This window comes from Chryseobacterium tructae (assembly GCF_030409875.1).
In the GTDB taxonomy this organism is placed as follows: Bacteria; Bacteroidota; Bacteroidia; order Flavobacteriales; family Weeksellaceae; genus Chryseobacterium; species Chryseobacterium tructae.
The window spans coordinates 3,653,671-3,668,019 of record NZ_JAUFQR010000001.1 but is presented as its reverse complement, the minus strand read 5'-3'; the positions used below and the strand labels follow the sequence as shown (position 1 = coordinate 3,668,019).

Annotated in this window: 12 protein-coding genes and 1 pseudogene; 10 read left to right on the top strand and 3 right to left on the bottom strand. The window is 35.4% G+C overall.

The features are described 5' to 3' along the window. Positions 1-283 precede the first annotated feature (283 nt). Both QWZ06_RS18205 and QWZ06_RS18200 read left to right on the top strand, forming a co-directional pair. The gene (locus QWZ06_RS18205; RefSeq protein ID WP_290300179.1) at positions 284-1,186 is read left to right on the top strand and encodes a choice-of-anchor L domain-containing protein; all 903 of its coding nucleotides are present in this window, start codon (positions 284-286) and stop codon (positions 1,184-1,186) included. Then, positions 1,129-2,559, top strand: coding sequence for a T9SS type B sorting domain-containing protein (locus QWZ06_RS18200; protein ID WP_290300177.1), 1,431 nt, complete (start codon positions 1,129-1,131; stop codon positions 2,557-2,559). Before QWZ06_RS18205 ends, QWZ06_RS18200 begins: the two co-directional genes overlap by 58 nt. A gap of 95 nt (positions 2,560-2,654) precedes the next feature. Here QWZ06_RS18200 and rsmA read toward each other — a convergent pair whose 3' ends face one another. Continuing rightward, positions 2,655-3,425: a 16S rRNA (adenine(1518)-N(6)/adenine(1519)-N(6))-dimethyltransferase RsmA gene (gene rsmA / locus QWZ06_RS18195; protein WP_290300175.1), complete on the bottom strand. Its 771-nt coding sequence runs from the start codon at positions 3,423-3,425 to the stop codon at positions 2,655-2,657. Positions 3,426-3,517: 92 nt separating this feature from the next. Between rsmA and QWZ06_RS18190 the strand changes: the two genes are divergently transcribed. The 6 genes from QWZ06_RS18190 (at position 3,518) to QWZ06_RS18165 (ending at position 8,412) form a co-directional block, all read left to right on the top strand. Continuing rightward, a complete protein-coding gene (locus QWZ06_RS18190) occupies positions 3,518-4,417 on the top strand; it encodes a cell division protein FtsX (RefSeq protein ID WP_290300174.1) in 900 nt (299 codons plus the stop codon). A gap of 2 nt (positions 4,418-4,419) precedes the next feature. Beyond that, on the top strand, positions 4,420-4,716 hold the full coding sequence (locus tag QWZ06_RS18185) for a DUF3098 domain-containing protein (RefSeq protein ID WP_290300172.1): 297 nt from the start codon (positions 4,420-4,422) through the stop codon (positions 4,714-4,716). A 97-nt stretch (positions 4,717-4,813) separates the two neighbouring features. After that, a complete protein-coding gene (locus QWZ06_RS18180; protein ID WP_290300170.1) occupies positions 4,814-5,632 on the top strand; it encodes an undecaprenyl-diphosphate phosphatase in 819 nt (272 codons plus the stop codon). A gap of 24 nt (positions 5,633-5,656) precedes the next feature. After that, positions 5,657-6,355 carry a tRNA pseudouridine(55) synthase TruB gene (gene truB / locus QWZ06_RS18175; protein ID WP_290300168.1) on the top strand — a complete coding sequence of 233 codons (699 nt, stop codon included), beginning with the start codon at positions 5,657-5,659 and terminating at the stop codon, positions 6,353-6,355. 26 nt (positions 6,356-6,381) lie between these two features. Then, positions 6,382-7,104: a 23S rRNA pseudouridine(2604) synthase RluF gene (gene rluF, locus QWZ06_RS18170; RefSeq protein WP_290300166.1), complete on the top strand. Its 723-nt coding sequence runs from the start codon at positions 6,382-6,384 to the stop codon at positions 7,102-7,104. A gap of 219 nt (positions 7,105-7,323) precedes the next feature. Further along, entirely contained in the window at positions 7,324-8,412 is a 1,089-nt protein-coding gene (locus tag QWZ06_RS18165) for a YncE family protein (RefSeq protein WP_290300164.1), read from the top strand. A gap of 214 nt (positions 8,413-8,626) precedes the next feature. Here the strand turns inward: QWZ06_RS18165 and QWZ06_RS18155 are convergent. Further along, a pseudogene (locus QWZ06_RS18155) lies at positions 8,627-9,913 on the bottom strand (helix-hairpin-helix domain-containing protein). Positions 9,914-10,056: 143 nt separating this feature from the next. Continuing rightward, positions 10,057-10,401, bottom strand: a complete 345-nt coding sequence (locus QWZ06_RS18150) for a MerR family transcriptional regulator (protein ID WP_290300159.1) — start codon at positions 10,399-10,401, stop codon at positions 10,057-10,059. A gap of 181 nt (positions 10,402-10,582) precedes the next feature. On the opposite strand from QWZ06_RS18150, the gene QWZ06_RS18145 reads away from it, so the two are divergent. After that, positions 10,583-13,288: a reprolysin-like metallopeptidase gene (locus QWZ06_RS18145; RefSeq protein ID WP_290300157.1), complete on the top strand. Its 2,706-nt coding sequence runs from the start codon at positions 10,583-10,585 to the stop codon at positions 13,286-13,288. 116 nt (positions 13,289-13,404) lie between these two features. Then, the gene (locus QWZ06_RS18140) at positions 13,405-14,283 is read left to right on the top strand and encodes an AraC family transcriptional regulator (protein WP_290300155.1); all 879 of its coding nucleotides are present in this window, start codon (positions 13,405-13,407) and stop codon (positions 14,281-14,283) included. Positions 14,284-14,349 lie beyond the last annotated feature (66 nt).

The following is a 14,349-nucleotide window of genomic DNA, read 5'->3' as shown; positions in this document are numbered from 1 at the left end:
TTGTTTGTATTTTAAAATATTTTTCGAATGTTGGTGAATTTTATAAATTGTTTTTTCAATTTGTATTATCATTTTGTTAAAATGAGTGTTATTGCTTATAGTCTTGTTTTGTTGGTTGAAATTCTATTGTTTTTTTATAAAAAATGCAAATATGTGTATGAGATATTTAAAAAAAAATTAAATTTGTTGAAACAAGAATATTATGATAAGATACCTACCGATTTGTTTGTTTTTTTTATTTGTTTCAAATTCTTTATTTTCTCAAAATCAACAACCCAGACAATTGCTAAAGAAGCAAGCGACTGCTCAATCTAAAAAGGCAGGCGCTTTTATCGATGTGAATGCTCCTGCCTATCCGGAATCAGCGTTTACTATAGAAAAACTGGTGAAGGATGTGTTGATCTCATCCGGAACCAATACTTGTATCACTCCGAATGTAACGAACGTAAAGATTACTCCTAATCATGCCCCGGGAGATGCAAACAGAGCATGGGGGTATTTTCATAAGGCAAATACGAACTTTCCTTTTAAAGATGGGATTATACTTTCTACAGGGTATGCAAGAAAGGCTGGTAATACTTTTGAATCTAGTAATAGTGATACCAATGGCGGTGGAACAGATTCTGATCTGGCACAAGTTATTGGCGTTCCTGCAAGTGACTTAAATGATGCGGTACTTTTAGAATTTGACTTTGTACCTACAACTTCTCAAATTAAATTTAACTATTTAATTGCATCGGAAGAATATACAGGTACTTTTCCTTGTAAATATGCGGATGCATTTGTTATATTATTAAAGCCTACAGCAGGTGGACCTTACACCAACATGGCTATATTGCCAGGAGGAGCCGGTCCGGTAAGTATCACCAATATTCACCCAGCAATCGGAACGACTTGTGGAGCTGTGAACGAACAATATTTTGGCGGATATAATACAGCCAATATTGAGACGAATTTTAACGGAAGAACAATACCGCTTACAGCTATAGCAGATGTAATGGCAGGACAGCAATATCATTTTAAAATGGTTATCGCAGATTATCTTGACCATAGTTATGACTCTGCAGTATTTTTAGAAGGTGGTTCTTTTAATATCGGGGTAGACTTGTTAGGGCCTGGCGGAACAAATTGCCGAGTGATATTAATGTTTGTGATAATGTCCCTCAGGTGCTTACAGCTTCCGTAAATGATCCCAATTTATTATACCAATGGTATTATAACGGAACCTTGATTCCTAACGCTGCAACTAACACTGTTACCGCTACTCAACCTGGAACTTATACTATTGAAGTAAGTGTTCCTGGAAATCCATGTCCTGGTAAAGCTTCAATAGAAATTCACGGGGGAACCACGCCACAGGCAAATGATGCTACATTGTTGTTATGTAGTACGCCAGATATTACGACTTTTGATTTGAGTACTATTAAACCAACCATTAGTACAACACCGGGAGCAATATTTAAATTTTATGAAAAACAGACAGATGCCGTTGCTGAGAATAATAATTATATCCAAAATATTCTGAACTACAATGGTACAGATGGCCAAATATTATATGTGGTGGTTTCAAATGGAGGTTTCTGTAGTAGATTGATTGAACTGAAATTATTAAAAGAAGAAACTCCTGTTGCTAAAGTAAAAGCATCCAGTATACAAATATGTCCGGGAGAAACAGTAACGCTTACCGGTGAGGGTGGAAATACTTATCTTTGGGATAACTTCCCAGGAACAGGCAATATACAGACGGTTACTTTATATAAGACCACAGTGTTTAATGTATATGCAATAGGAGAAAAAGGGTGTAAATCTTTAAATCCTGCAACCATAAGAATTGAAGTTGTTCCTGAAATTAAAAGCCCATTAACTGATGTTGAAATGTGTGATGGAGATCGTGTTACCCTTGATGCAGGAGCAGGGCCTAAATATAAATATAAGTGGAGTACAGGAGCCACTACACAAAAAATTGATGTAGAAAAATGGGGGATTTATACCGTTGAAATTGATAATGGATATTGTAAAAAAATATTCTCAGCTGAAGTGAGAGGAGCGGGACTTCCTTATGTAATCGGACTCAACTATGAAACCTCTAAAAAGACCTTGACGATTGCTGCAGAAAATCCACCAATGAATAATACTCCAAGCACTCTGGAATATTCTATTGATAACGGAATTACATGGCAGGACTCCAACATCTTTTCCGGACTTTTAGACAATACTAATTATACCATTTTGTTGAGAAGAGTAGGAACTCACTGTATAGGAACTTTTGATTTCTTTACCCTACAGATCAGCAATGTGATTACTCCTAATAATGATGGAATTAATGATGTATTGGATCTGAAATCTTTAGGTCAGTTTAAAAACTTTAAAGGCTCAATCTATGATAGATATGGAGTAGAAATGTTCAGGTTTACCAAAGAAACTCCAAGTTGGGACGGAACTATATTAGGTAAGAGGTTACCTTCAGCAACTTACTGGTATAAGTTTACCTATGATTATCCAAAATCTAAAGCTCAAATGAGCTGGTCTGGTTGGATCATTTTGAAGAACAGAGAATAATATAAAATAAAGTAAAGCCTTTCGATGAGAAAGGCTTTCTTTTTATATCAGTATCATAAAAAAGCTCCTTATCAAAAGAGCTTTTGTTAGATATTCTATTGGTTTTCTTTCCAAAGATTGGCAAAGTGGATGAAATCAGTTACGCTGAGTTGTTCCGCTCTTTTATCTAAAAATTCATGACCTTTTAAAGCTTCAGGAATAATAAGGGTTTTTAATGCATTGGAAAGTTTCTTTCTTCTTTGGTTGAAGCCTGTTTTCACAATCTGTTTAAAAAGAACTTCATTACCCGCTAAACCTTCTTTAGGATTTCTTGTAAGACGGATTACACCAGACTTTACTTTTGGTGGTGGATTAAATACATTCTCATGTACCGTAAACATATACGATACATCATAATAAGCCTGAATAAGAACCGAAAGAATACCATAATCCTTAGTTCTAGGAACAGCAGCCGTTCTTTCAGCGACTTCTTTTTGGAACATTCCCACCATTTCAGGGATCATTTTGTAGTGATCAATGATCTTGAATAATATCTGTGAGGAAATATTATATGGGAAATTCCCTATAATAGCAATTTGCTCATCTTTGATAAAATTAAAGTCCTGTTTCAGGAAATCACCTACAAAAGTATCTTCTGTAACCTTCGAATAATTGTTTTTCAGATATTCTATAGACTCCGTGTCGATTTCTGCAAGGTAAATGTTGTGATCTTTTTCCAGAAGATATTTGGTAAGAACTCCCATTCCGGGGCCTACTTCCATAATGTTATTATAGTTCTCAAAACTAAGACCTTCTACGATTTTTCTTGCGATGTTTTCATCCGTCAAAAAGTGTTGACCAAGATGCTTTTTTGCTTTTACACTCAATGTTTTTTATGATTTTATTAACAGTGATTTTCTCTTTTTCGTTCCCAAATTTCGGAAGATTTTTTCTATTTTAGCCAAAAATTTTAATATTAATGGCTAAATCTGTAGATGAGTTTAATAAGAAAAGGCTTCGGTCCAGCAATATTACAGTAGTGATAAGTATTGCCTTAGTGTTATTTTTGTTGGGATTAATGGGGCTTATTTTAATTAATGCCCAGAAGTATTCTGACTATATCAAAGAACAATTGGTGGTGAACGCTTACTTTGATGAAAACTATGATGCGAAAGACTCTATAAAAATTGCAAAACTAGAGGAAGAAACTTTTAAAAAGGTACAGACGTTAGCTCCTGTAAAAAAAGCAACCTATATTTCCAGAAGCATGGCCGCTAAGGAAGCTAAAAAAAGTATGGGTATTGATAGTGATGCATTATTTGAAGAAAATATCTTTCCATCGTCTATCGAGGTAGCTTTAAAACCTGAATATGTAGATCCTGCAAAAATTGATGAAGCAATCAAGGTAATCAAATCCGTTCCGGGCATCATTGATGTGAAGAATGACAGTACTTTGATGGTAGATGTTTACAATAATCTGAGCAGAATTTTAAAATGGATTTTTGGATTTTCACTGTTGTTCTTAGTATTAGCTGTAGTGTTGATCAACAACTCTATCCGTCTGAAAATTTTCTCTAAGAGGTTTATTATTAAAACCATGCAGCTGGTAGGAGCGAAGAGACGATTTATTCTTAAACCTTTTATTATAGAAGCCATTGTTTTGGGAGCTATTGGTTCTTTCATTGGTCTTATTGCTTTAGGCGGGGTTTGGTATTATTTCACAAACCAGATCGGATCAGCTTTCGTACAGGACAATAATCAGTATTTCTGGTTGGTAGTTTTAGTATTAGGGGTAGGAGTTTTTATTTCTGTCTTAAGTACTATTTTCGCTACATGGAGATTCTTAAAATCAAACGTTGACGATTTATATTACTCTTAACAATGAGCAAAAAAACAAATAAATTATCTGCTTCAAGCTTTGGAAGCGAAGCAGATGCGCCACAAGAAAACACTTTCTATTTTGGACAGCAGAACTTTAAATGGATGCTGATCGGGCTGGCATTTATTGTGGTTGGATTTCTTTTGATGATGGGAGCTGATGCTAATACTGTAGATGGTAAATTTGACCCTAACTCATGGAATGACGATGTCTTTTCTATCAGAAGAATCCGAATCGCTCCATTATTTGTTGTGATAGGTTTTGTGATAGAAGTCTACGCTATTTTAAAAAGAAAATAAATAAAAATTTATATTTAGAGATTAAGAGATTAAGACATTTAGAGTCCTGTACTTTAAATATCTCAATCTCTTAATCTTTTAATTTTGGTAAAAGAATATGGATTTAATTAAAGCAATTATTATTGCCATTGTAGAAGGATTAACGGAATATCTTCCTATTTCATCTACTGCGCACATGGGATTCACTGCTAATCTACTGGGAATGCCTGATGACGAGTTTTTAAAAATGTTTCAGGTTTCTATTCAGTTTGGAGCAATTTTATCGGTTGTTGTAGCTTATTGGAAAAAGTTTTTCGATCTGAATAATATCCAATTTTATTTTAAGCTGGCTTTTGCAGTAGTTCCTGCATTGGTCTTAGGATATTTGTTTGATGATAAGATTGAAGCTGTTTTGGGAAATCAGATTGCCATTTCTTCAGTATTGGTATTAGGAGGTGTTGTTTTGCTATTTGCAGATCAATGGTTTAAAAATCCTACCATTGATGATGAGAAAGGAATTACAATAAAGAAAGCAGTGACCATAGGATTTTGGCAGTGTTTGGCAATGATGCCGGGAACCAGTCGTAGTGCAGCATCCATTATTGGTGGAATGGCACAAGGGCTTACCAGAAAAGCAGCTGCCGAATTTTCTTTCTTCCTGGCGGTACCTACGATGCTGGCAGTAACCGTATATTCTGTTTTTGTGAAAACTTGGGGGAAAGAAACTCCCAATCCACAGAAAGGATATGAAATGATCATGGCATCTCAGGATCACATTATGATTTTCATTATTGGAAATGTGGTGGCATTTATCGTAGCACTTATTGCGATCAAGGCATTCATTGGAGTGCTTAATAAGTATGGTTTCAAGCCTTGGGGATGGTACCGTATCTTTGTGGGGGTCGCTTTGTTAATTTATTTTTATTTCTTTAAATAAGAAATTCCTCTTTTATACTCATTCATGACTGCAGAAGATCTACAATCAGGACACATTTTTTTATTAGACAAACCTTTGGATTGGACTTCCTTCCAGGCTGTCAATAAAATGAAATATAAACTTAAAAGGGAGTTTGATCTTCCTAAAAAATTTAAAATCGGACATGCCGGAACCCTGGATCCAAGAGCTACAGGACTTCTGATTGTGTGTTGCGGAAAATTCACCAAAAAGATTCCTGAAATCCAGGATGCCCCTAAAGAATACTGGACAGAAATTAAAATAGGAGTACAAACAGAGTCTTATGACACTGAAAAACCGGAAATTCTTCATCAGGATATTACTCATATCACAGAAGAGCAGGTAAAAGAAGCGTTGGAAAAATTTGTGGGTGAAATTGAACAGAAACCACCTGTGTATTCTGCAATAAAGATTGATGGCGAAAGAGCCTATAATCTGGCAAGGGCAGGAGAAGAAGTGGAAATGAAATCCAGAAAAACTACGATTCATTATCTCAACGATATTAAAATTGATTTTCCTTTGATAAGCTTTACAGTTGGATGCTCAAAAGGAACTTATATCAGAAGTCTTGCTCATGATATCGGGCAGGAATTAGGAGTAGGTGCTTATTTAACACAATTGAGAAGAACAAAAATCGGAGAGTATAAAATTGAAGATGCTACAGACCAGTTTTTGAATAATGACTTCAGATTTCAAGGCGAATAAAATTATACCCGTTACGGTAGAAACTCATGGAAAAGACACGTATCAATAAATATTTATCAGAAGTAGGCTATTGCTCAAGAAGAGCAGCAGATAAGCTGTTGGAAGAAGGTAGAATAAAGATTAATGGGCAGGTGCCTGAAATGGGAACCAAGGTTTCTGATGAAGATTTGGTAGAGGTAGATGGAAAGCCTATCAGAGAACCGCAGGACAAACCTGTTTATATCGCTTTCAACAAACCGGTAGGAATCGTATGTACTACAGATACCAAGCGTGAGCAGAATAATATTGTAGATTATATCAACCATCCTAAAAGAATTTTCCCAATCGGAAGATTGGATAAGCCCAGTGAAGGACTTATTCTTTTAACCAGTGATGGTGATATCGTAAATAAAATCCTTCGGGCAAGAAATAACCACGAAAAAGAATATCTGGTACGGGTAGACAAACCGGTAACGCCAACATTTCTTCAAAAAATGAGAAATGGAGTTCCTATCTTAGATACAGTGACTAAGAAATGTGAGGTAGAGAAGATTGATGATATGAATTTCAGAATTATTCTTACTCAGGGATTGAATAGGCAGATCCGTAGAATGTGTGAATATTTAGGATATGAAGTAAAAAAGCTGAAAAGAATTCGTATCATGAATATCAAACTGGATCTTCCCATTGGAAAATGGAGAGATTTAACCGAGGATGAGCTGAATGCATTAAATACTTTGCTCACAGACTCAAGCAAAACTATTGATTAAGATTATTATAGAATTAAAGCTATATATGATAAGTAGGAAATATTTTCCTACTTTTTTTATGATCTGTTGGTAATTGACTTATTCTTTGTGAAAAAATAAGGATTGGAGCGGGTTTGTGAGATTATTATTCAAATATAATCACTAAATGGTGTAATATTTTCAGTTTGTTATTGGAATTGTGTTATATTTATCATTAAAATAACTAAATAACTGAAAATCATGAAATTAAAATTTAACAAAGTTCCCTTGCTGATCATTATTCTGATGATCACTTCTAATTGTCAAAACGACAATCATTCAGAAATTCCACACGATACTGCTTTTTATATTGACTATAGAAGCTTAACAGGACAACCAGATGGAATAGCAGTAATAGAACTCGATCCTGAAGCCCCGGATTTTGGAAATATTAGCAGTAAGCTTGAACTAGGTGTTGGTGTCCTGCCTCATCACCTTTATTATAACCAGAGTGCCAACAAATTGTATACAACAGCTTTAGGAGGTAGTTATCTCTATCAGGTAAAAACTGAAAAAGATCAAATTGGGCAACCAAAACTAGTAAGTGCAACACCTATTGACACAGGTGAAAATACAGTAGGTGAAAATATATTCTTTACCAATGACGGGAGATTCTTTATGACTTTTATGGGGGGAGCAGGAGGATTGAAAGATGGCAGTGTAGGAGTTTTTAATGCCAATAATAATCAGCTTATCAAAACCATTAAAGCCTCTATTCAGGACAATCCTAATAAATTTATTATGTATCCACATGGTATCTCTATTAATGAAGAGAAAGGACTGATGATGGTTACCTCTACTATTCATCCGGATCTTACCAGTGGTTTTGGGAATACCTGTACCTTATTAGATCTCAATACTTATCAAATAAAAGAAACCTATCAGGTGGCAGACTCCCCAACAGACTTATCAAGCCCTGTTGAAGTTTTATTGCTTCGTGGAAAATTTCCACAGTATGCACTTGCCACAACAATGCTTGGCGGAGATATCTGGATTGCTCCATACAATGCTACAACCAAGAAATATGATGCTTTTACTAAAATATTTGATGGAAGCACACAAGGACTGGGCTGGACTTTAGAAATGTACATTGATGATAACAACAGACTCTATGTAAGTTTTGCCGATCCGGGAAAAGTTTTAGTCTTTGACATAAGTAATCTTCCACAATTAAAACTTTTAAAGACCCTTACTGCTGATAAAGGAGCACATCATATGGTTTTCTTTAAAACCAAAAAAGGAAAGGAAGTTGTGGCAGTACAAATAACCTGCTGGATATTCCTAATTTAAATTCCGGAACGATTAGCGTCATTGAAATCCAGACCGGAAAGACCCTGGGAACAGTTAATTTACGTTCCAAATATGGAATACTTCCTGAATCCATTGAAGGAACCAACGGCCCTAGCAGCTATATGCATCACTAAAAATTTAAAGGCATACTTAAGAATAGAAACGATCCAAAATAGCAAGTACTATTTTGGATCGTTTTGTATTATTGAGGTGATTATTTTAAATATAATTTCATTTTTTCTTCATATTCAGGTTTTAATTTTAAAAACTTAAGGATCTTTTTATCATCGGGATAGGTGATTCGGTAGAATATAATTTTATCTGCAGAATATTTGAAATAAGGATGATCTTTCAGCCATTCTTCGGGAGCATCTGCTAAAGTATATTTAGGGACATCAGATGCGTCCAATGGAGCAATCGAAATTAATTTCTGAACTAATTATTTGTCAATGTTATAAGTGTCTAAGATCTGCTGTTTATTGACAAAACCTCTCAGTTTTTTTCTAAAACCAATGATAGAGCCGGCACTTTTTTCATCAAGACCAAATTCTATAAGTTGTTTGAATGCAATGGCATTCAGATCTGTTTTTGAAAAATCTGTTTTTTCCTGCTTAATTTCCTCTTTCTTTATGATCGTTTCAGAGGTAAGTTTAATAAATGGTTTCATTTCTTGGAATTTCTCTGGAGAAATAACAAAGCACTTTTGGATATCATCAAGGTTTTTAAAACTGCCATGTAGATTTCTATCCCGGTAACTGACAATGATATGGGCTTGCTTTTCCGTGAAGCCTAGTGTTTTCCACCCATCAACATCGAGGTGATTAGGATCAAAAGGATGATATCGTATCTTAGGTTTTTCCGGATATTGAGCTCCGAAAGCTTTAAAATTCTCAGGAGTTTTTGCAGGTAAAAGTAAATAAGGCTCCAGTTTATTGTAATTTTCGGGAGAAATAATAAAGCATTCTTTGAATTTCTCTTTACTGATAAAGCTTCCGCCCAAGTAGTTTTTATACTTTATAATAGCTTCTGTCTGTCGCTCACTGAATCCCATTTTGTTCCATTCCTGAACAGTTAAGAGATCAGGATTGAATTTTCTAGTAACCGTAACCTCTTTTTTTGCAAATCCGGGGAAAGCTTTAGAAATATTCTTTTCAGAGGTTTCAGGAAGCAATATGAAAGAGTTCAATTCTTCAAACTTTTCATTGGAAATGGCATAGCATTTTTTCAGTTGCTCCTTTGAAGTGAAAGTTCCTCCTACGATATCTTTATACTTAAGGATAGTAGAGACTTGTTTTTCTGAAAAGCCAAGTTTTTGCCATTGCTCTTGATTTAAAATATTCGGATCAAAATCTGATAAATTTGCAGAAGCGGAAGGAGCAGCAATAAACTTCACCTCAGGAAAAGGCTCTTTATCCTTGCTGGTATATTTCTGGAAAGCTAATAGTATAGCCAGTAAGGTGACCATAAAAGCCAGTTTTTGGTAATAGTTTTTTCTCATCATGTGTATAAACATATTGATAAAAACCATACATGGCAATAGGGAAGGCTTGAATGGTTGATTTTAAAACATAAAAAGTCTTAATCTCTTAAAAAATAAGATTTTATGTCCTTTAATGAAGGATTATTTAAAGGAAAATTGAAGAATTATTCTGAATCTTGATCACCCAATGATTCTTTCAGCTTTAAAAGCTCAGCTTTTACAAATTCAAGACGGTCGATAATGGTGATTGTTTCAGAAATTTTACTATTGGTAGTTAAAGCAACACGCGCTCCATCTAATGTATATCCTTTTTCTTTTACCAAATGATAGATCATCTGTAAATTCTTGATATCTTCAGGAGTGAAGTAACGGTTTCCTTTTTTATTCTTTTTAGGCTTGATGATAGGAAATTCCTGTTCCCAATAGCGTATTAATGAAGTGTTTACATCGAATGCCTTAGCGACTTCTCCTATAGAATAATACAGTTTATCAGGTAAGTTTATTTTCATTTTACAGCTCCTAAACTTCAAAGATAAAAATTTTTTAAAGTTTCATCCAAATATATCTTGCAAAGTACCACTATATCATTAAATTTTTAAAAATGAGAAAAAAAATCATGATGTTGTGAAAAAATATAAAATACAGTTGATTTTTTTTATAATTTAGTGAAACACAAAACCCTACAATGATATGAAACATTATTTCTTAATTTTCGCACTGATGATTCCTTTCTTTGGATTTTCACAGTGGACAAGAACCGAGCTTAGGGCTCAAAAAGTAAAAAAATCACAGGAAAAACTTGAATATTCCGGATTGTATTCCCTGAATACAGATCAGCTCAGGCAGCTTTTGAAAAATGCACCTGCCCGCTTTTCAAGCCCAAAAGGAACCGTTATTTCTCTTCCTACGGCTAAAGGTGGACTAGAAAAATTCCAGGTTTGGGAATATTCTAATATGGCACCGGAATTACAGAAAAAATACCCAGACATTAAATCTTATGTAGGAACTGCACTGGAAGATCCTTCCGTATATCTGAGGTTCAGTATGTCTCCGGTTGGTTTTTCCTCTATGATCACCCGTTCCGGAATAACAGAATTTATTGAACCTTATTCAGAAGACAGAAAAGTATATGCTGTTTTTGATTCCAATGCCAGAAGAGGGCAGGAGAAGGAACCTTTTGAATGTTCTACGATGGATGAAGGGATAAAAAAAACAGCTATCGAAAAAAAAAATAGCGTAGCGAATAAAAAAACGGCAGGATTTAATGTTTTCAGACTTGCCATAACCTGTACGGGAGAATATGCTCAGTATCATTTGAATGCTGCAGGAACTCCTGCAAATGCTACAGAGGCAGAGAAAAAAGGAGTAGTATTGGCTGCAATGAATGCCAGTCTTACAAGAATGAACGCCGTTTTTGAAAAAGATCTATCACTCCATTTTAATCTGATTGCTAATAACGATTTGGTCGTGTTTTTGGATCCTGCTACCGATCCGTTTGATGAGTCAGATGCAGACGATACAAATGATTATGATCATATAGGAGCATATTATGCGATATCTACACGCATTAATGCTGAAGATTATGATATGGGACATTTATTTGATAAAAGAGGAGCCAATGGCGTTGCCGGATTAGGTGTAATATGTGGTACTTATAAAGCTGCAGGATATACATCGTGTAATTTTCCGGAGGGTGATACTTTTGATATCGATTATGTAGCTCATGAAATGGGGCATCAATTAGGAGCTAATCATACATTTTCTTCTTATTTAGATGGATCAGACACCTCGGAAGTAGAGCCTGGAAGTGGGACAACCATTATGGCGTATACAGGAATTACAGGAGGCAATACAGATGTCCAGTTTAATTCCAATGATTATTACCACACTTTTAATGTAACGGAGATTAAGAACACAATAAACGGGGTTACTTGTGGTGTAAATACCCCTTTTGCCACATCAGCTCCTGCAATTAACGCCGGAGCAGATTATACCATTCCAAAATCTACCGCTTTTGTTCTGAAAGGAACAACATCTGATGCAAATAATTCATCATATACTTATACATGGGAACAGATGGATGCTGCCGGAAGTACGGTGGTGGGAGCAAACTCTATTGCCTATCTTACAAAACCTGCCGGGCCGAACTTTAGATCTTTATCACCCATTAACGAACCCATCAGATATTTTCCTGATTTTAATAAAGTGCTAGCCGGAGTGCTAACCACGCGTTGGGAATCTGTTTCAAGCGTGGCAAGAAATCTTAATTTCACCTTAACAGCAAGGAATAATAGTGTTAATGATCCACAGACTGGCAAAGATGAGATGATGGTAACGGTAAATGCATCGGCTGGGCCGTTTCAGATAACAGCGCCTGCATTCGGACAGTCATTAAGTTCCGGGAATGCCTTCAATGTAACCTGGGATGTTGCCAATACCAACCAAGCTCCGATTAATACGGCAAATGTTAACATTAAATTATCTAAAGACGGAGGGAAAACATTTACCATAATTGCTGCTAATACTCCTAATGATGGTAATGAACAGGTAACAATTCCTACAGGTTCTATCTCTGCCAATGCTTTTATTATGGTGGAAGCCATTGATAATGTTTATTATGCAGTGAGCCCAAGTTTTGTAATCGATTATTCGGTGATAGGAGAGAACTGTAATACTTATACGTATAACGGTGATCCGGTGGCGATTATTGATGGCCCTGGTGGAGTAGGTGGAAACCCAATATCTTCTCCTAAAGTAAGTATTCCATTAATGGTAAACAATACAGGAACGATTACTAAAATTAAGGTTACTCCAACAGTTACCCATCCGAATGTGAGACATGTATCTATTGGAATTGAAAGTCCTATAGGCTCTTCAGCGCTTGTTTGGAATCGCCAATGTAATAACTCCTCAGGAATTACAGCTTCATTCAGTGATGCGGGCAGTGCGGTTGCTTGTGCTTCTCCGGTTCAGGGAGAAACCAAATCGTTTGAATCTTTGGCTCTATTTAAAGGGCACAAGGCTCAAGGTGAATGGAAGCTTTTTGCATCAGATAATTATCTGGGAAGCGCAGGAAGTATTACCGGATGGTCACTAGAAGTATGTACCCAGGAAACCCAAAGTCTTTCGACCAAAGAAGCATCCTCTCCATTAGCAGATGATATTAAAGTATATCCTAACCCGAGTGATGGTAATTTCTTTATCAAGTCTCAGAATATAAAAGGAGAAGTAAAAGTCACTTTATTTGATTCAAGCGGAAGACTGATCTATTCATCAGCATATCAAAGCCAAGGAAATAATACTCAAGAATTGAGTGTTAATGTACCTAAGGGAGTATATGTCATCAGCATAAGCTCTTCAAAAGGAGTATATAACAGTAAACTGGTTATAAAATAATCATCAGTAAATTATATAAGAAGGATCGGCGATTGTCGATCCTTTTTTGTATTGAATTTGTAGCTTGGCTTTATTTATAGTACTTTTATCAGCCATTTATTAATCCATTGTATAGGATGAATTCTATTTCCGTTCTTCATATTGATCTTTTTCAGGGTAAGAATCCTTCGGATTTTTATTTTAATACCATGAAAAAGCATTTGATTGTGGGGCATCAGCACATAGAAAAACCACACAGACATGATTTCTATGCTGCTGTTCTTTTTACGAAAGGAAGTGGTATACACGAAATAGATTTCCAGCGCTATGATGTTTCAGAGGGAAGTTTGTTTTTTTTATCTCCCGGACAAATTCACAGCTGGGAGCTTTCAGAAGATATAGAAGGATACATTTTCTTTTGTTCTCAGGAATTTTATGAAATGCATTATGTCAATCAGAAATTGCGAAATTTTCCTTTTTTCGGATCTGTTTCTTTTCCTAGAAAATTGCAGTTGGATACCGTAGAATTAGAGAAGTGCATTCATTTATTTCAGGAATTGGGAAAAGAACACGAATCTAAAGATTTGATGAAAAACGGACTTATCTTATCATTGATGTCCCAGATCTTCATTCATGCTACTCGGTTATTTTCAAAGGATTTTGATACATTGACCTCTTCTGCCGGACTTTCTTATTTTAAACATTATCAGGATTTTGAAAGTCTTATTGAACAGCATTTTACAGAACATAAATCCATTGCCTATTATGCATCCTTATTGGGAATTTCATCCAAACATTTGAATAGAATTGTGCAGGCGGTAGTTCAAAAAACAGCTACAGAAGTCATCACGGAAAGAGTCATATTGGAAGCCAAAAGAATGCTGATGTATCTTGATGAAAACCTCGTTGAAATTGCCTTCACGTTAGGCTATGAAGAATATTCCTACTTTGTAAGAGTATTCCGAAAGAACTCCGGAATGACTCCTACTCAGTTTATGAGGAAATATAAGGCCTAATTGGGTTTAAAGTTTGAGGTTCAAGGTTCAAAGTTTGAAATTGTTTATGATGATGGTTATCAGTTA

Excerpts from the sequence above, each read along its gene's own strand:
- QWZ06_RS18140 (WP_290300155.1), top strand. The coding sequence starts at position 13,405 with ATGAATTCTATTTCCGTTCTTCATATTGATCTTTTTCAGGGTAAGAAT.
- rluF (WP_290300166.1), top strand. The coding sequence starts at position 6,382 with ATGGAAAAGACACGTATCAATAAATATTTATCAGAAGTAGGCTATTGC.
- QWZ06_RS18190 (WP_290300174.1), top strand. The coding sequence starts at position 3,518 with ATGGCTAAATCTGTAGATGAGTTTAATAAGAAAAGGCTTCGGTCCAGC.
- QWZ06_RS18145 (WP_290300157.1), top strand. The coding sequence starts at position 10,583 with ATGAAACATTATTTCTTAATTTTCGCACTGATGATTCCTTTCTTTGGA.
- QWZ06_RS18150 (WP_290300159.1), bottom strand. The coding sequence starts at position 10,401 with ATGAAAATAAACTTACCTGATAAACTGTATTATTCTATAGGAGAAGTC.
- truB (WP_290300168.1), top strand. The coding sequence starts at position 5,657 with ATGACTGCAGAAGATCTACAATCAGGACACATTTTTTTATTAGACAAA.
- QWZ06_RS18185 (WP_290300172.1), top strand. The coding sequence starts at position 4,420 with ATGAGCAAAAAAACAAATAAATTATCTGCTTCAAGCTTTGGAAGCGAA.
- QWZ06_RS18180 (WP_290300170.1), top strand. The coding sequence starts at position 4,814 with ATGGATTTAATTAAAGCAATTATTATTGCCATTGTAGAAGGATTAACG.
- QWZ06_RS18165 (WP_290300164.1), top strand. The coding sequence starts at position 7,324 with ATGAAATTAAAATTTAACAAAGTTCCCTTGCTGATCATTATTCTGATG.